15 protein-coding genes are annotated in these 16,962 nt (G+C 71.1%); 7 read left to right on the top strand and 8 right to left on the bottom strand.

Going from position 1 to position 16,962, the window contains the following annotated elements:
• Positions 1-6: 6 nt before the first annotated feature.
• From efeB to ACWD4G_RS11080, 6 genes are all read right to left on the bottom strand, one after another.
• Positions 7-1,392 carry an iron uptake transporter deferrochelatase/peroxidase subunit gene (gene efeB / locus ACWD4G_RS11105; protein WP_451292398.1) on the bottom strand — a complete coding sequence of 462 codons (1,386 nt, stop codon included), beginning with the start codon at positions 1,390-1,392 and terminating at the stop codon, positions 7-9.
• 80 nt (positions 1,393-1,472) lie between these two features.
• Positions 1,473-3,671: a copper resistance CopC/CopD family protein gene (locus ACWD4G_RS11100; protein ID WP_451292637.1), complete on the bottom strand. Its 2,199-nt coding sequence runs from the start codon at positions 3,669-3,671 to the stop codon at positions 1,473-1,475.
• 50 nt (positions 3,672-3,721) lie between these two features.
• A complete protein-coding gene (locus tag ACWD4G_RS11095; protein WP_451292397.1) occupies positions 3,722-4,204 on the bottom strand; it encodes a copper chaperone PCu(A)C in 483 nt (160 codons plus the stop codon).
• Positions 4,201-4,875 (bottom strand): SCO family protein, encoded by a 675-nt coding sequence (locus ACWD4G_RS11090; RefSeq protein WP_451292396.1) that lies wholly within the window; start codon positions 4,873-4,875, stop codon positions 4,201-4,203. Before ACWD4G_RS11090 ends, ACWD4G_RS11095 begins: the two co-directional genes overlap by 4 nt.
• Before the next feature lie 177 nt (positions 4,876-5,052).
• The gene (locus ACWD4G_RS11085) at positions 5,053-5,826 is read right to left on the bottom strand and encodes a YcnI family copper-binding membrane protein (RefSeq protein ID WP_451292395.1); all 774 of its coding nucleotides are present in this window, start codon (positions 5,824-5,826) and stop codon (positions 5,053-5,055) included.
• A gap of 223 nt (positions 5,827-6,049) precedes the next feature.
• Positions 6,050-6,883: a hypothetical protein gene (locus ACWD4G_RS11080; RefSeq protein ID WP_451292394.1), complete on the bottom strand. Its 834-nt coding sequence runs from the start codon at positions 6,881-6,883 to the stop codon at positions 6,050-6,052.
• 440 nt (positions 6,884-7,323) lie between these two features.
• On the opposite strand from ACWD4G_RS11080, the gene ACWD4G_RS11075 reads away from it, so the two are divergent.
• The 5 genes from ACWD4G_RS11075 to ACWD4G_RS11055 all read left to right on the top strand — a co-directional run bounded on the left by ACWD4G_RS11075 (position 7,324) and on the right by ACWD4G_RS11055 (position 11,349).
• Positions 7,324-7,767, top strand: coding sequence for an ATP-binding protein (locus tag ACWD4G_RS11075; RefSeq protein WP_451292393.1), 444 nt, complete (start codon positions 7,324-7,326; stop codon positions 7,765-7,767).
• A 703-nt stretch (positions 7,768-8,470) separates the two neighbouring features.
• Positions 8,471-8,779 carry an alpha/beta fold hydrolase gene (locus tag ACWD4G_RS11070; protein WP_451292392.1) on the top strand — a complete coding sequence of 103 codons (309 nt, stop codon included), beginning with the start codon at positions 8,471-8,473 and terminating at the stop codon, positions 8,777-8,779.
• Complete coding sequence (locus ACWD4G_RS11065; RefSeq protein ID WP_451292391.1) at positions 8,718-9,167, top strand: hypothetical protein; 450 nt, start codon at positions 8,718-8,720, stop codon at positions 9,165-9,167. The genes ACWD4G_RS11070 and ACWD4G_RS11065 overlap by 62 nt, the downstream gene beginning before the upstream one ends.
• Before the next feature lie 394 nt (positions 9,168-9,561).
• Entirely contained in the window at positions 9,562-10,527 is a 966-nt protein-coding gene (locus ACWD4G_RS11060; protein WP_451292390.1) for an intradiol ring-cleavage dioxygenase, read from the top strand.
• 9 nt (positions 10,528-10,536) lie between these two features.
• The gene (locus tag ACWD4G_RS11055; protein ID WP_451292389.1) at positions 10,537-11,349 is read left to right on the top strand and encodes a triphosphoribosyl-dephospho-CoA synthase; all 813 of its coding nucleotides are present in this window, start codon (positions 10,537-10,539) and stop codon (positions 11,347-11,349) included.
• 302 nt (positions 11,350-11,651) lie between these two features.
• Here the strand turns inward: ACWD4G_RS11055 and ACWD4G_RS11050 are convergent, their stop codons facing one another.
• Positions 11,652-13,124 carry an aminopeptidase P family protein gene (locus tag ACWD4G_RS11050; RefSeq protein ID WP_451292388.1) on the bottom strand — a complete coding sequence of 491 codons (1,473 nt, stop codon included), beginning with the start codon at positions 13,122-13,124 and terminating at the stop codon, positions 11,652-11,654.
• A gap of 140 nt (positions 13,125-13,264) precedes the next feature.
• Complete coding sequence (locus tag ACWD4G_RS11045; RefSeq protein WP_451292387.1) at positions 13,265-14,695, bottom strand: PP2C family protein-serine/threonine phosphatase; 1,431 nt, start codon at positions 14,693-14,695, stop codon at positions 13,265-13,267.
• 631 nt (positions 14,696-15,326) lie between these two features.
• On the opposite strand from ACWD4G_RS11045, the gene ACWD4G_RS11040 reads away from it, so the two are divergent.
• Both ACWD4G_RS11040 and ACWD4G_RS11035 read left to right on the top strand, forming a co-directional pair.
• On the top strand, positions 15,327-15,992 hold the full coding sequence (locus tag ACWD4G_RS11040; protein WP_451292386.1) for a bifunctional DNA primase/polymerase: 666 nt from the start codon (positions 15,327-15,329) through the stop codon (positions 15,990-15,992).
• 55 nt (positions 15,993-16,047) lie between these two features.
• Entirely contained in the window at positions 16,048-16,782 is a 735-nt protein-coding gene (locus tag ACWD4G_RS11035) for a hypothetical protein (protein WP_451292385.1), read from the top strand.
• Positions 16,783-16,962: the final 180 nt, after the last annotated feature.

Raw genomic sequence — 16,962 nt, 5'->3', positions numbered from 1 at the left:
AACCGCCTAGCTCTCCAGCAGTCGCTGGCCCACGTACTCCCCCTCGGCCGCTCCCCCGGGCACCGCGAAGAGGCCGCTGGACTCGTGGCGGATGAACTTGGAGAGGGCGTCGCCCCGGTCGAGCTTCCGCTGGACGGGGATGAAGCCCCGGAGGGGGTCGGCCTGCCAGCAGACGAAGAGGAGACCGGCGTCCGGGACGCCCTTCGTGTCGATGCCGTCGTGGAAGGAGAACGGGCGGCGGAGCATGGCCGCGCCGCCGTTCTGGTCGGGGCGGGTGATACGCGCGTGTGCGTTGATGGGGACCAGCAGATTGCCCTGGGAGTCCGTCTTCTCCAGGTCCATCTCGGTCGTCTCGGTCGCCTTCTCGCCCCCGCTCAGCGCGGCGCCGTCCGACTTCCTGCGGCCGATGACGTCCTCCTGCTCCTTCAGCGAGAGCCCGTCCCAGTCGTCGAGGAGCATCCGGATACGGCGCACGACCGCGTACGAACCGTTCGCCATCCACGCCGGGTCGTCCGACGCGCCCTCGCCCGACCCGCCGACGTTCGCGGGTACGAAGATCCGCTCGTCGAAGTCGGATTCCGTCGGCTTGGGATTGCGTGTGCCGTCGATCTGGCCCATCAGATTGCGCGCGGTCATGGCGTGGGAGGTGGCGCCCGGTGAACGGTTGAAGCCGTTCATCTGCCAGCGCACCCGGGCCGCGCTGCCCGCGTCCTTATGGATCGCGCGCAGGGCGTGGAACGCGACGAGCGCGTCGTCGGCGCCGATCTGGACCCACAGGTCACCGTTGCTGCGCGCCTTGTCGATCTGGTCCGAGGAGAACTCCGGCAGCGGGTCCAGGGAGTCCGGGCGCTGTTTCTCCAGGCCGGTCCGGGTGAAGAAGCTGTGCCCGAAGCCGAAGGTGATCGTCAGCGACGACGGCCCGGCGTCGAGGGCGATACCCGTGTCGTCCTGGGCGGACGGCTCCCCGGCCATCAGCCGCCGGGCCGTGTCGGACCAGCGGCGCATCAGGGCCGCCGCCTCCTTGCGACCGGCCCCGGCGGCCAGATCGAACGCGATGAGGTGGCCACGGGCCTGGAGAGGTGTCGTGATGCCGGGCTGATGTTTCACGTGAAACACGACCTCCCCCGCGCCCAGGGAGGACAGCGGGGTGACCTTCGAGGACGAGTCGGAGGACGACGCCGCCGCGTAGCCCGTGGCGGCCCCGGCCGCACCCAAGGCCAGCCCTGTCGCCCCGGCGGTGCCCAGCAGCCGGCGCCGGGAGATCGTTCCGCCGGGGGACGGGGCGTCGCCTTCTCGCTGTGGCGCCGATGATCCCGTCGGCGACTGTGCGGTGTCCGTCGACGGCTGAGGGGTGTCACCGGTTGCTCGCGCCTTCGCGGCGGAGCCGCTCATGGCGGAGCCCCGCGCTCCTGCGGGGGCACCGTTCTCTCTGCCGGAAGGGCTCGTCGTGGGCAGGTCAGACATGGTGTGGTTCAGCCGATCTTCGCGTTCTTGCCTACGGTCACCTGATCGATGTCGGATGTCCGCACGGTGATCTCGATCTTCCAGTCGCCCGCCATGGGGATCTGCACGCCGTCGGCCGTCCAGTGCCCGGTGGCGATGTGATCGGGGACGACGGGCAGGGGGCCGATGTCCTTGGCCTCCAGGGTGAAGGAGACCTTCACCTCAGGGACGTCGTACGCCTTGCCGTCGGTGCGCTGGACGTAGAGGTGCATCTCGTTGGCGCCCACTCGCGCGGGGTCGATCTCCAGCCGGGCGACGCCCTGGCCGTCCTTGCCCCCGGTGTCGAAGGGGATGTCCAGCGCCAGTGCCCCGGTCTGCTCCGCCTCCTGCGTCACGGCTGCCTTGGCCGCCTTGGCCTCCTCCACCGTGCGCCCCGGCTCGGCGGACGTCAGAGCTGTCGTCACGGCCAGCAGGACGACGGCGACGCCCGCCTCCGCCAGCACCGACCTGCGCAGTCCCGTACGGCCCGGATCGGCGTTCCGTATCCGCTTCTCCCGAGCGCTCGCCATCGCGGCCCGCTGCCGCGCGAGCTGCGCGGCCCGCTCGGAATCGCCCACGGCCGAAGCAACCGGGGATGAATCCCGCACGGCCGGCGTACCCGCGACCGGCGCACCCACGGCGGAGCCGCCCGACTCCGCCGCCTGCTTCTCGGCGGGGGCCCCGGACTTCTTCTCCGCGACGGCGGCGGCCGGTTCCTTCTCCCGGACAGGCGCCGCGATCTTCTGCTCGGTGTCCGCCACGGCGGGGGCATCCGCCAACTGGCCCGTCCACCGCCGTGAGATCCACGCGATCCCGATCAGTACGGCGACCAGACCGATCTTCACCAGCAGCAGTTGCCCGTACGACGTGTCGGTCAGCGCCGACCACGTGCCGACCTGCCGCCACGACTGGTAGATCCCGGTCGCGGCCAACACGATGACGCTGCCGAACGCCACGCGCGAGAACCGTCGTACAGCCGTGGTCTCGATCTGGGCGTCGGCCGGTGCCCGGAAGAGTGCCACGAGCAGGGTCGCCAGACCGCCCAGCCAGACGGCGACCGCCAGCAGGTGCACGATGTCGAGGGGCATGGCGAGGCCCGCCTGGATACCGGTCGAGGCGTGCTCGGACATCGCCCAGCTCGCCGCGAGGCCGATCGCGACCACACCACCGCCGATGGCCAGCCCGAAGGTGAGATCCCGCCGGAAGGTGTCCTCGTAGTCGTCTTCGTCGTTCTCGTTCTCGTCCTCGGCGGTGTCCTCGCGAGATGCCTTCCGGCCACCCTCGGCAGCCTCGGCGCCCGACGTTTCCGAGGCCTCGTCGGTGCCCGCCTCGCCCTCGGACCCTTCGGCCCCCTCGACGCTCTCAGACCCCTCGGGCTCCTCGTCCCGCCGCGCGTACGCCCCGAACAGCACCGCGATGAACAGGGCCGCCGCGGCGAGCAGGAGGAGGCGGGAGACCAGGGCCGCGCCCGTCTTCGTCTGGAGGACCTGGCCGAGGAGGTCCAGATCGAAGACGTCGCCGAGCTTGCCGGAGCCGGCGTACGAGCCGCGCAGCAGCAGCATCGCGAGGGTGGCGGAGGTCAGCGTGAGCCAGCCGGTGACCACCAGGCGCTGCACGGGACGGACCCCGGCGCCGCGCTGCCAGCAGGCCAGGACGAAGGCCGCGCCGCCGACCAGCAGGATGAAACCGGCGTACGACATGTAGCGGGCGAACCCGTAGAGGCCCCCGACGACCCCGCCGCCGGCGGTCTGCTCGGGCACGATGGCCGCCGTCTTGGAAGGTGCCCCCACAGAGAAGGTGAAGGCCCCGGAGACGGGGTGGCTGTCCGCCGAGACCACCTGGTAGGTGACGGTGAACGTGCCGTCGGGCAGGCCGGAGTGCAGGCCGACGCCATAGCTGTTGCCGCCGAGGTCGGTGACGTCACCGGTGTCGACCTGCTTGCCCTTGGGGTCGTACACGCGCACCGAGCCGTCGGACATCGCGACCTTCTCGGAGAACGTGAGCGCCACCTGGGACGGCGCCTCCTCGACCACCGCTCCCTGCTGTGGATCGCTGCCGGTCAGCGCGGCGTGCGCGGAGACCGGCACGGCTCCGGCGAGCAGCGTGCCGAAGGTGGCGAGCAGCAACAACAGCAACGGCCGCAGCCGTATCGACGGCGTCCGCCGTGTCGACGGCCTCGACCGGCTCACCGCTCTCGTCCCGCTCAAGGGCCTCAACGGGGTCAACAGGGGTCCCTCCCTCAGCGCCCGGTCGTCGGCTGGTACGTCGCCGACTTCACGGGCATCTCGACCGTGATGGCCTTGGACTTGGTGAAGTTCAACCGCAGGGACACGGTCTCGCCTTCCTTCGGCTTGCGCTTCAGGTTCTCGAACATCAGATGGTTTCCGCCGCTGGCGAGCACGAGTTCACCGCCGGCGGGGACCTTCAGGGCCGATACCTCCCGCATCGACTGCCCGGTGGTCTTGTGGACGGTGACGTCCTGGGCGACATCGCTGGTCACGGAGGTCAGCTCGTCCGCCGTACCGCCCTTGTTCTCGATGACGAGATAACCGGCCGCCAGCGAGTCCGTGACCGGCTGCGGCATATACGCGGATTTCACGGACAGCTCGGCGGCGGAGGAATCGGACGACCCCGAGGCACCGCACCCGCTCACGACGAGCGCGGCGACGGTGATGGCGCCGGTGACGCCGACCAGACCGGGCCGGGCCGGGGCGAGCCTCACGGGTTCTGCCCCTTGAGCAGCTTCGGCAGGTCCTTCTCGTAGTCCTGGACGGTCGCGTCCTCGCCGTACAGCACATAGCCCCCGTCGGTCTTCGGCGAGAACGCGATGACCTGGGTGCCGTGCTCGGAGATGGTCTTGCCGTTCTTGTCCTTGGTCGGCGGGTTGATGGAGATGCCGAGGGTGCGGGCGCCGGCCTGGATCTTGTCGAAGTCGCCGGTGAGGCCGACGATCTCGGGGTCGATGCCCTTGAGCCACTTGCCGAGCTCGGTCGGGGTGTCCCGCTCCGGGTCGGTGGTGACGAAGACCAGCCGGAGGTTCGCCATCTCCGACTTCGACAGCTTCTTCGACACCTCCTTCTTCGCGACCGCGAGGTTGTTCATGGTCAGCGGGCAGACGTCGGGGCAGTTGGTGTAGCCGAAGTAGATCAGCGTCGGCTTGCCCTTGGTCTCCTCGCGGAGGTCGTACGACTTGCCCTGGGTGTCGGTGAGGACCAGGTCCGGCTTGGTGAACGGCTGGTCGAGGACCGTGCCCGCCTTCCGTGGCCCGGTGTCGGAGACCTCGGTGACCGACGCCGTGGACTCTTCGCCGCTGCCGCAGGCGGAGAGGGTGAGGACGGCCGCGGCGAGCAGGGCGCCTACCGCGTACGCCCTCTTCTTCGTGTTGGTGCGCATAAGGAAATGTCCCAGATGTTCGAGCCCCGGCGCGCACGGGGTCGTACGCCGTCACGGCCGGTCCGGTCCGGTCCGATGACGGTGTCGGTGTCGTACGACGTCGACGTCTGACGATGACGGTGTCGTACGACGCCCGCGCGCGCCGAGGAGGGAGTTCAGGGGAGGAGGAGCCCGGCGTCAGGCGTCGGTGCCCGGGGCGTCCGTACGCCGACGGCCGGCCATGACGCCGTACGCGACGCCCGCGGCGCCGACCACGATGCCGACGACGCCGAGCACACGGGCGGTGGTGTCGCTGCTGTCGGCGGGCTCGGCGGCGGTCTCGTTCGAGGCGGCCTCGGTGTCCTCGCCGGAGTCCTCCGACGTGTCGGACGCGGTGGTCGAGTCGGAGGACCCGGACGAGCCGTGGTGGTCGTCGGTCGCGGCGGACAGCGCGAGTACCGGTGCCGGGTTGTCGGGCTCCTCCTGGCCGTCCTGCGGGACCTCGATCCAGCGGACGACCTCCTTGTTGGAGTACGTCTGGAGGGCCTTGAAGACCAGTTCGTCGGTGTCCTCGGGGAGCTGGCCGATGGAGACCGGGAACTTCTGGAAGAAGCCGGCTTCGATGCCGTCCCCGGTGGCGGTCCAGGTGATCTTGGAGACCGCCTCGTCGATCTGCTCGCCATGCATCTCGACCGGCTTGTCGAGCTTGGCCTTGGTGACCTCGATCTTCCAGCCGGGGATGGCCTCGGGCTGGGCCGACGCCAGCGGGTGGTCGGTCGGGAAGTTGACCTCCAGCTTGGTGGTCGAGGCGTCGTCGCGCTCGTTGGGGACCTTGAAGTCGACGACCGCGTATCCGCCCTTGGCCGCGGTGCCCTCCGCCACGACGCTGACGTGCGCGAACGCGGGACCGGACAGAACGAGGACGGCCGAACCGGCGAGGGCGCCGACGGCGGCGATACGAGAAGCCTTCATGACTGGTGACACTCCACGGTGAGTGAGTGAGGGAGAGAGGACGAGAGGGAAACCGGCGCACGCGGTGTACGGAGCCGGGATCGGAACCGCCCGGGGGCCGGGGCTGAGCCCGAGCCGGGACCGGAGATCGGACCGATGGCGGCGACGAACGGGTACGCGCGTGCCGACGCCGCATGACGGCGACCGTCCCCCCGGGTGTACGTGGAGTGAGTGGCGCGTCGTGTCAGGCGGCGAGGGAGAGTTCGGCGGGCGGCCCGCGCCGGATCACGGTGTGCTGGAGCGCGGTCGTACGCGGCGCGGGTGGCGCCGCGTACGTGGTGCGAGGTACGCGCGACACGGCGTCCGGGGTGTCGAGGAGCCCGGACAACAGCGCCCTCGCCAGCGCGAGCGCCCCGCGCAGGCACCGTACGAGCGGTTCGTGGCCCTGCTGCTCCTCCGACAGCCGGACCAGGCGCAGCAAGGCAAGGTCGCCGTGGCGGAGCACCCAACCGGTGGCGACGGCCGCGAGCACATGGCCGAGCAGCATGGGCAGGGACGGCAGTACCGACGTCGAGGAGTCCGCGGCGGTCGTCAGGGCGTCCGCCGGGTGATGTGTGACATGGGTGCCGAGCCCTGCCTCGACGAGGATTCGCCGGGCCTGATCGGGGCTCAGAGCGGCGGCGGTCGTACCGCACACGAACCGGGCGGCGTGTTCGACGACGGCCGCGTCCATGAGCGCGGCGGCCTTCGACGACCCGGTCACCCCCGTACCCGTACCGTGCTGGCCCAGCCCGAAGAGGGTGTGCAGCACGGTCTGACCCACCGCCAGCAGTGCGGCGATGCTCAGGAGCGAGCGTTCCCGGCCGGCCAGCACGGCCGCCACGGCGAAGACGCCGACGAATCCGGCGCCCAGGCTCCACAGCGGGATCGTCGCGCACGACGCGAGCGCGTGACCGGCCCCGGCCAGCACGACACAGGCCGCGGCGAACACCGCGGCCCGCAGTACCCGGAGATCACGGTCGCCTCCGGCGCGCGACCGGCGCGGGGCGCTCGATCGGCGTGGGTGGGGGGCAGTCATGGCTGGCTCATCATCGCACCAGGGCGCTCCGCTGGGTTCGTCGGGTTCCTGTGGGCCGGGGCCCCGCTGGGGCGCCGGTTTCTTGTTGGGGAGATACGGATGGGAGGGAGGCAGTGTTCAGGTGGGGCCATGGGGGACGAGGGGCGTGCGTTCGGGCGAAGGAGGTGCGCCTACCGGGTGGGGGATTTCTCACGTTTGGCGGGTGTGAGTTCGCTGTGGCCGGTCGCGCCCACGCGGCGGAGCCGCGTATGTCACACCCCGCGCTCCGTCAATGAGCCGGGGGTTTCACGTGAAACCAAACCGCAGGGCTGCCCCGCATACACCGATCATGATCCGTTCGCATCCGCCGTTCGAGCGGTGGGGGCCGTTCCGGGCGATTGCGGGACGGCTCGGGTGGCAATACGTAACGGTATGTCGAGCCGCGGCCAGGAGGCTGGAGCATGAGCATCTGGTGGTCCCTCCATTTGCGGCGTGAGGCTGCGAGCGTGCCGCTCGCCCGGCGCCTGCTGCTCGGCACGATGGAGACCGCGGGTGTCGACCCGGACGTCTCCTACGACCTCTCCGTCGCGCTCAGCGAGGCCTGTGCGAACGCGGTCGAACACGGTGCCCGTGCCACGGACGGCACCAGTGAGGCGTACCGGGTCACGGCTTATCTGGACGGCGAGAAGTGCCGTATCGAGGTCGCCGACTCGGGCCCCGGGTTCCCGCACCGCCAGCCCGTCCGCCCGGCCCCCTCCGACGCCGAGAACGGCCGCGGCCTCTGCCTCATCCGCGAACTCGCCGACCACGTTCACATCGGCAACAAGCCGGGCCGCTCCGGCGCGGTCGTCAGCTTCGACAAGATCCTCAAGTGGCGCGAGGACGCACCTCTGGTGGCGGTGTAGCACGTCGGCTGGTTCTGCCGACGGCCACGCCCCCGCGAGCATGTGCGTGGGCCCCGCGCATCCACAGTGAAGACCGGCTGTGGACGGGCCTTGCGGGCGCGCTACGACAGCGACTTGGCGTCGCTACGAGGTCGGCGCTGTCGTGCCGTATGACAAGGCCGCCGGTCCGTCGTACGGCGATGGCGACCGGACGGTGATGGCGACTGAACGGTCACGGAGGGCCGCACGGTCATGGTGGGCCGCAGGGCGATGCCGGGCCCCACGGCGACGGCGTCCCGGCCGTATGGTCGTGGCGGCGTATGCCACCCCGCCCCGAGTTGCGGCCGGCCGACGCGTTCGGTGCGTGCCCGGTGCTCCTGGGTGTGGTCTCCCCTTGTGCTCCGTGCCGTAGCCGGGCGCAGCCCGAAGCCCATGTCCGGCCTGGCCTTTGGCCATTGGTGGGGGCGGGGTCGGGCGGGGCACATGGGCGGGACGGGACGACAAGGGATGGCGATGCAGTTGATGGTGCGTACGTAGGACGGGCGGCGGCTGGCGGTGAGCCAGAGCGGAGATCCGGACGGGCGACCGGTGTTCCTGCTGCACGGCATTCCCGGCACCGTCTTGGCCCCGCGCCGCGTGAGCAGTTGCTGTGCCGCATGCGTATCCGTCTGATCACCTTCGACCGGTCGGGATAAGGAGACTCGGACCGGGTGCAGGGCCGGAGGTGAACGCGGCCGCGGCCGACGTGGCGCAGATCGCCGACGCCCTGGGAATCGGCCGCTTCGCCGTGGTCGGCCGCTCTGGTGGTGCCCCGCACGCGCTGGCCTGTGCCGCGCTGCTGCCGGACCGTACGACGCGGGTGGCGGCGCTTGTCAGCCTCGCGCTGCGGGGCGGGCTCGGGCTGGACTGGATCGAAGGCGTGATCGAGTTGATGTGCGCGAGTACGTCAACGTCGACATGGGCGGAACCGGGTGACCGCGACCCTTGGCCGTCGCTCGCGGCCCTCCGCGCGATTTGGCGTCGGCGGTTTTAACCGGCGGGCCGGGTCGATCCTGGCCGACCCGGCCGGTTCCGTCGCCGGGATGGAGGGTGGGCTTCCGGAGTCCGACCGGTGGATCGTGGCGGACGCCGGTATTCAGGCCATGCTGGACCGCAACTTCGCGGAAAAGCCGCGTAGTTCGGCCGACGGCTGGGTGGACGGCGTGATGGTGTTCAGCATGGGGTGGGTACGACCTGGGCCGGATCACCACGCCGGTGAAGCTCTGGCACGGCGAGGACGACATCTTCGCCCCTGTGGGCACATCCGTTGGCTTGGCCGGAACATCCTGGACGTGGAGGTCGAGGTGGAGCAGGGTGCCGTCCACTTCGGTGCACTGCGGGTGCTGGCCCGCGTCATGAGCTGGGCGGTCAACCAGGTTTGATGGCGGTTGGGGCGCCGATCCCGATCGCCTCGGCGGCCTCAGGAGCCGTCAGGGTCGGGCCCCGCCAGGGCTGGGGTGTGGTGAAGCCCGCGGTTCCTGCAAGGGTCGGCCTCCGCCGCAGTCAGCCCCCGCCAGGCCCGGGGTCCAGTGGAGCCCTGGGCTCCCGCCAAGAACGTCGCCCCGCCCCCCCACGTCTGCTATGGCCCAAGCCCGCCCCATCACCTCGACTTCGGGCGATACGCGCCGATGCGTCCTCACGGGTGACGCCGCGTCGGCAGGTCACCGTGCGTAGCTCTGACGCCCTTTTGGGGAGGTTTCAGTCTTCTCAGCACTCTCAGCCCTCTCACAGCCGCACCCCAGCCCTCTGACGGACTGCGTCCATAACTTCACTGCCATGACGGGAAACCACAAAAGCAAAACGATCACGCGGCGCCGCGCTCTCGCGGTGACCGGAGGAACGGTCGCGGCCGGTGGCCTGGCGGTCGCGGGTTATCAGTCGGCGTTCGCGGACGAGACGACCACCACCACCGAGGCGACGGCCACGGCGTCGGCGACCAGCACCGGCTCCAGCGAGTGCATGACCCTGATGTCCAGCGTCACCGAGGGGCCGTACTACCTCGACGGCGCGCTGGTCCGCAAGGACATCACCGAAGGCAAGAGCGGTGTCCCCCTCACCCTTCGCCTGACCGTCGTGGACGCCACCGACGGCTGCACCCCGGTCCCCGGCGCGGCCGTGGAGATCTGGCACTGCGACGCCTGGGGCTACTACTCCGGCTACACGACCGCGAACCCCGGCGGCTCGGCGCCCGCCGAGAGCGAGGACGGCTCGACCGCCAACGACAACACCTACCTCCGCGGTTACCAGATCGCGAACGCGAACGGGGTCGTCAAGTTCGAGACGATCTTCCCCGGTTGGTACACCCCGCGCACCTGCCACATCCACGTCAAGGTCCACACCGGCGGTGAGAAGGAGGACGGCACCTACGAGGGCGGCAAGGTCAACTACACCGGCCAGTTCTTCTTCGATGACGAGATCGCCCAGGAGATCTTCACCCTGGAGCCCTACTCCCAGCACTCCGGCAGCTACACCACCCTCGACAACGACATGGTGTACGACGGCGGCGGCGCCTCCAGCGGTCTGCTCACCCTCAAGGCCGTGAAGAAGAACAACCCCGCCCGCGGCTACAAGGGCTTCCTCACCCTCGGCATCGACCCCGACGCCGAGAACACCGGCGCCGGCAGCGGCGGTGGCGGCGAGGGCGGCACGCCCCCGTCCGGTGAGCCCCCGGCGGACGCCCCCACGGACGCCCCGACGGACTCCGCGACCGAAAGTACCTCCGACTCCGCGACGGCTTCGTAAGGTACGCCCATGAGCAGCCGCGAGGACGAGACGCTCGCGCGGGCCGCGGTGGCCGCGCTGACACGGCAGTTGGAGCTAGCCCCCAAGCCCGGACTGCCCGACCCGCGCGATCTCGACGCCCGGGTGACCCGGCAGGACCACCGTGCCCTGCGCTGGTCGGCCAAGGCACTGACGCCCGGCCTCGCGGCCATGGCGGCCTGCGCCCGCCGCAACGGCGCCGCCACGCCCGAACTCCGGGCGGAACTCGGCGCGATAGGCCGCTGCACCGAGCACTCGGTGCAGCTCGCCGGCGGCGGTCATCGCGGCGCCACCTGGGTGCTCGGGCTCCTGGTCGCCGCAGCGGCCCTGGAGCCCGGCGCCCGGGGGCGCGAACTGGCCGCCACCGCCAAGAAGATCGCCGCCCACCCCGACCGCCGGGCGCCCCGGCGGCCCTCCCGGGGTTCGTCGGTATCCGCCAAGTACGGTGCGGCGGGCGCCCGGGGCGAGGCCCGCGCAGGGTTCCCCCATGTACGCCGGGCACTCGACGCCCTGGCCAAGGCCCGCAAGGCCGGTGTCCCCGAGCCGGACGCCCGCCTCGACGCCCTCCTGACGGTCATGTCGACCCTCCAGGACACCGAACTCCTCTACACCGCCGGTCCCCACGGCCTCCGCCATGTCCAGGCCACCGCCCGAGGCGTCCTGGAAGCGGGGGGTACGGCCACCGCCGCCGGCCGCGAGGCCCTCGCCGCCTTCGACGCGGACCTCCAGAGCCGTGGCTGGAGCCCGCGAGGGAGCGGCTCCCTGCTGGCGGGGGCGCTCTTCGTGGACGCGCTGCCCGTCTGACGATCAGATCCTCGCCCCCGCCGCCCCTACCCGTCCCATCCCCAAGGGCTGCGCCCCTTCGACCCCCTGCGCCGGAGAGCTCGGGGGCGGGGTTGTGGGGCGTGTGTGGGTGGGTGGGGGTTACTCGCGCGGTTCCCCGCGCCCCTGAAAAGCAGGGGCTGCGCCCCTTGCTTTTCGGTCCGCAGGGCCGGGCCTTTGTCTTTTAGGGGCGCGGGGAACCGCCCGAAACGGCCACGACGGACCCGCAGTCGCCCACAAACCCCCACCCCCCGAGCTATGAGGCGCCCAACCCGCCCCGCCCCTCAACCTCGCAGCGAAGCCATCCACCCCTCCACCTCGTCGGCCCGACGAGGCAACCCCGCGCTCAGGTTCCGGTTCCCGGACTCCGTCACGAGGATGTCGTCCTCGATCCGCACGCCGATCCCCCGGTACTCCTCCGGCACGGTCAGATCATCGGCCTGGAAGTACAACCCGGGCTCCACGGTCAGCACCATCCCCGGCTCCAGCACACCGTCCACATACGTCTCGGTCCGCGCGGCAGCGCAGTCGTGGACGTCCATCCCGAGCATGTGCCCGGTCCCGTGCAGCGTCCACCGCCGCTGCAGCCCCAGCTCCAGCACCCGCTCGACCGGCCCGTCCACCAGCCCCCACTCCACCAGCCGCTCGGCCAGCACCCGCTGCGCGGCGTCGTGGAAGTCCCGGTACTTGCCGCCGGGCTTGACCGCCGCGATCCCGGCCTCCTGGGCGTCGTACACGGCGTCGTAGATCTTCCGCTGGATCTCGCTGTACGTGCCGCTGATCGGCAGGGTGCGCGTGACGTCGGCGGTGTAGTACGTGTGCGTCTCCACGCCCGCGTCCAGCAGGAGCAGGTCCCCCGAGCGCACCGGACCGTCGTTGCGGACCCAGTGCAGCGTGCAGGCGTGCGGTCCGGCGGCGCAGATGGAGCCGTAGCCGACGTCGTTCCCCTCGATGCGGGCGCGCAGGAAGAACGTGCCCTCGATGTACCGCTCCGACGTCGCCTCGGCCTTGTCCAGCACCCGTACGACGTCCTCGAAGCCGCGGACCGTCGAGTCGACCGCCTTCTGCAGCTCGCCGATCTCGAACGCGTCCTTGACCAGCCGCATCTCGGAGAGGAAGACCCGCAGTTCCTCGTCGCGCTCGCCGGTGACCTTGTCGGTCAGCGCCGCCTCGACGTCCGTGTCGTAACCACGCACGACACGCACCGGGCCGGTGGCCGCGCGCAGCTTGTCGGCCAGCTCCCGCACATCGGCGGCCGGCAGCCCGTACAGCTGCTCGGACTCGGCGAGCGAATGCCGCCGCCCCACCCACAGTTCGCCCTGACCCGACAGCCAGAACTCACCGTTCTCACGGTCCGAGCGCGGCAGCAGATAGACGGTCGCCTCGTGGCCGTCGGCCGTCGGCTCCAGGACCAGCACGCCGTCCTCTGTCTGGTTGCCGGTGAGGTACGCGTACTCGACCGAGGCCCGGAAGGGGTACTCCGTGTCGTTCGAGCGGGTCTTCAGCTTCCCGGAGGGGATCACCAGGCGGTCGCCGGGGAAGCGTGCCGAGAGCGCGGAGCGCCGCGCGGCCGTCTGGGCGGCCTGGGGGATCGGCTCCAGACCGTGCAACTCGGTGTCCGCCCAGCCCGACTTCATGCTCTCGGCCAGTTCGTCGGAGACCTCCGGGTACAGCCCGTTCTTGCGCTGCTTGATCGGCTCCTCGGCTTCGGTGGTCTCGTTCTCCGGGGTCTCCGGGAGCTCGTCCGCCACGGTCATCCTCCTTGATACGGCACTGGACCCCGTCCATCGTACGGTCGTACGGGGCGGGGCCCAGGGGCCTGTGGACAAGGGGCTCCACGGGCTGTGGACAACGGGCTGTGGACCACTGGGCGGACCACTCTCCGGTGGTCCGGAGGTCACTCGAAGCGCGCCGCCAGCAGCACCACGTCCTCCGTGCCGCCGGACTCGTCCAGGTCGTCCGGCAGCATCGTGCGCAGCACATGGTCGGCGATGGCGGCGGGGTCGGTGCGCAGGGGCCGGGGGACGCCCGCGGCGGCCGCGTGGAGTCGGGCGAACGCCCGGTCCGTGGTGTCGCCGGTGCGCTGGAGGAGGCCGTCGGTGTACAGCAGGACGGTTTCTCCTGGCTCTGCGGTCAGCTCCACGCTCGGTGCCTCCCAGCACGCCAGCATGCCGAGCGGCGCCGACAGCGAGGTCTCCACGAACTCCGTGCGCCGCTCCCCGATCACCAGCGGCGGACTGTGCCCGGCCCCGGCCAGTGTGAGCTTGCGCAGCGCGGGCTCGACATGGGCGAAGAGCGCGGTGGCCGAGCGGGCGGGCTCGGTCAGCCGCAGCAGCAGCTCAAGGTCGGAGAGGACGGCGACGGGGTCCTCCCCTTCCATCACCGCGTACGCCCGCAGTGAGGCCCTCAGCCGGCCCATCGCGGCGATCGCGCTGGGCCCGGACCCGGTCACCGAGCCGACCGCGAGGCCGAGAGCGGCATCGGGCAGCGGCAGCGCGTCGTACCAGTCGCCGCCGCCGCGCGGCCCGGTGCGATGCCGGGCGGCGAGCTGGACACCCGCGACCCGGGGCAGCCGGGACGGGAGCAGTTCCTCGGAGACGGTCGCCATGCACGCGCGCGTGCGCTGCACCTCGACGAGCAGAGCCAGGTGCTCGGCGGCGTGGCGCGCGTAGAGCCCGACCAGGTGGCGCTGACGTTCGACCGGCTCGGCCGGCTCGTCGTAGAGCCAGACGGCGGCGCCGAGTCGGCCCGCGCGCTCGCCGGCGAGGGGGAGCGCGTAACTGGCGGCGAATCCCAGCCGGGCGGCGACCTCGCGGTGCCGGGGGTCGAGTTCGTCCTCGGAGAGCAGATCGGGCTGGGCGATCTCGCGGTCGCCGCCGGGCAGTCCGTCGAGGATGCGGCCGTACGCCAGTGAGCTGCGCGGCACGGTCTCGATATGGCCGAGGTCGGCGCGGCAGAGGCCGAGGCCGACGGTGGTGTCCGGGCCGAGTCCGTCGACGGGCTCCAGGACGAGGAGTCCGCGCCGGGCGCCGACGAGGGCGGCTCCGGCGCTCAGCACTTCCTCCAGTGCGCTGTCGAGTGAGTCCGTGCGGGTCAGACGCTCGGTGAGTTCGTGCAGCGTCGTGAGATCGGAGACCCAGCCCGCGAGACGGTCCTGGAGCACGGCGCCGGGGGCGGAGGGCGTATCCGATGTGCTCGCCGCTGTGGCGGGAGTGGGGGATGTGGTCGAGGAGGCGCCCGGGGCGGCAGGCGTCGGCGCGACAGTGTGTGCGGGGGAGGGAACCGTTGAATCGATTCCAGCCACTTTCGGAAGGTGAGGGGCGTTCATGGTGTCCGGCTTTCCGACCGGTGCGTATTGCTCAAAAGCATCGCAAAACCCCCATGTCATTCTGCGCCGCTGGCAATGTCTCCACATGTACACGCACTCGTAAGGAGATGTCCAGCATTGTCCTGCGGGGATATCTGGTGTCCGTGGGATTGTGTTGGACCCCTGTTGGGTTCTTGTCCAGTCCTTTGGAAAAAGAGAAGTTGGCTTAAAAGTGTTGTGGGAAGCGGTGTATTGAGGTCGACTGGCCTTGTTCAACAGAGCGTCACAGCGGTCGTGATGGGTACGTACTCGGTGAAGGCCAGGGGCGGTAGCAGCCACCCGGAACCTGGCGCCGGAACCGGGCGTCCTATCCACCGACGACCGAGCCCCATCCTCCCGTGGCGGAGGCGGCGTGCACATGAGGGACGGCAAAACGCCAGGCGCCGCCACCCCTACGCCATGCCCATGCTTTTGACAGACGCAAGTCGACGCAAGCGGTGGACGCGGACGTAACCGAGTCAGAACCACTGGGGTTCCCCTTGTCCGCGACAGGGGTGTGATGCGCCTGCAGGTACGCACAGTGAAGTGAACGACACATGTTGTGATGTGACCCACGGTGTTGCCATGCGTGCAACGGAAAGGACGAGCGCTCATGCGCGAGATTCCCGGAAGGCGGCGCAGGCTCCTGTCCAAGCTGGGCGGCGGGAGGCCCGAGCTTCTTGAGCAGGCCCTGACGTTCGCTACGGAATGGCAGTGGCCCGTACTCCCGGGTGTGGCCCCGGACCCGCAGGGGCGCGCTCGCTGCGGCTGCCCGGACCCCGAGTGCGTGGTGCCCGGCGCTCACCCCTTCGACCCCCCGCTGCTCGCCGCGACCACGGACGAGCGCATGGTCCGCTGGTGGTGGACCAACCGGCCGACGGCCCCGATCGTGCTGGCCACCGGAGGCGGCGCCCCCTGCGCGGTGAGCCTGCCGGCGCTCGCCGCCTCCCGCGCCCTCGCCGCGCTCGACCGCACCGGAATGCGCCTCGGCCCCGTCGTGGCCGCCCCACACCGCTGGGCCATCCTCGTCGCGCCGTACTCCATGGAACAGCTGGGCGAACTGCTCTACGCCAAGGACTTCGTCCCCGGCTCCCTCCGCTTCCACGGCGAGGGCGGCTATCTCGCCCTGCCCCCCTCCGAGACCGGCCACGGCCTCATCCGCTGGGAGCGCGCACCGCTGCCCGGCTCGGCCGCGCCCTGGGTCCCCGACGTCGAGGCCGTGGTGGACGCGGTCGTCGACGCCCTCACTCGTACGGGTGTGAGCGCGCCCGAGTTCTGAGCGCGCCCGGCGCGCGCGGGGCCGGGCGCCCCCGGTCGGTCGTTATCTTCCGCTCATGCAGCGTCTTCCCGGGGGCCGCGGGGCCCCGTCGTCGCGCGGCCGCCACAGCGCTCCCCCTTCGTCTCCCCGACTCCGGCTCGTCGGCCTGTGCGTCGCCGTGGCCTTCGCCCTCGCCGTACCCCTGGTGGCATCCGCCGGCCCGGTGGACGACGCACACCTCGCGGAGCGATCCGGTACGGCCGAAAACGCTCCCTCTTCCGACCCGGCGCGCGGCGCCGCGCGCGCCGACGACGCCGACGGGCGCGGCGGCGACACCCGAGCGGGCGGGGCCGCCGAGGGCGCTCTCGGGCTCCTCGATCCGAAGCCCGGCGGCCTGGACGGGCGCGACACGGACGGCACCGGCGGTACGGACGACTACGCGGGCGCGGGCCGCGTGCTGGGCCTCGGCCTCGCCACCGCCGCCCAGTGCGGGCCCGAACTCACCTCCCCCGACGGCATCGAGGCGCAGACGTGTGTCCTCTCCCAGGGCGAGGAGACCTGGGCCCGTACGTACTACCGCAACGCCACCGGGCGGAAGTTGCGCTCGGTCCTCAGCATGATGGCGCCCGGTGGGCGGACCGTACGCATGCACTGCTCCGTGGGCGCGGAGGACGAGCCGGGGGCGTGCGAGACCCCCAGGGAGCGCACGCGGGGCGAGATGGGGGCGTACAGCGCCGTCGCGGAGTTCGCGGCGCCCGACGGGAGCGGGCCGCTGCTGCTGCGCTCCGGGAGCAACTCCGCACGCTCGTAAGGGCGTTGACGCCGAAAGCTGTTCCGTCCAGCCGGGCCGTCCCCGAACGCGGGCATGAAAAGACCCGGTTGCTGGCGACGGGGGATGCACCAGCAACCGGGCTAATGGAACCGTAACAAGAGATCGGCTCTTCGCAAATTCCATCTCGGCTATTCGGACACGGATTTGCTTGTCACGTAG

The sequence above is a fragment of the Streptomyces sp. NPDC002643 genome (assembly GCF_053592555.1).
Note: the sequence above shows the minus strand (reverse complement) of the source record. Positions and strands in the feature narration are given on the sequence as shown.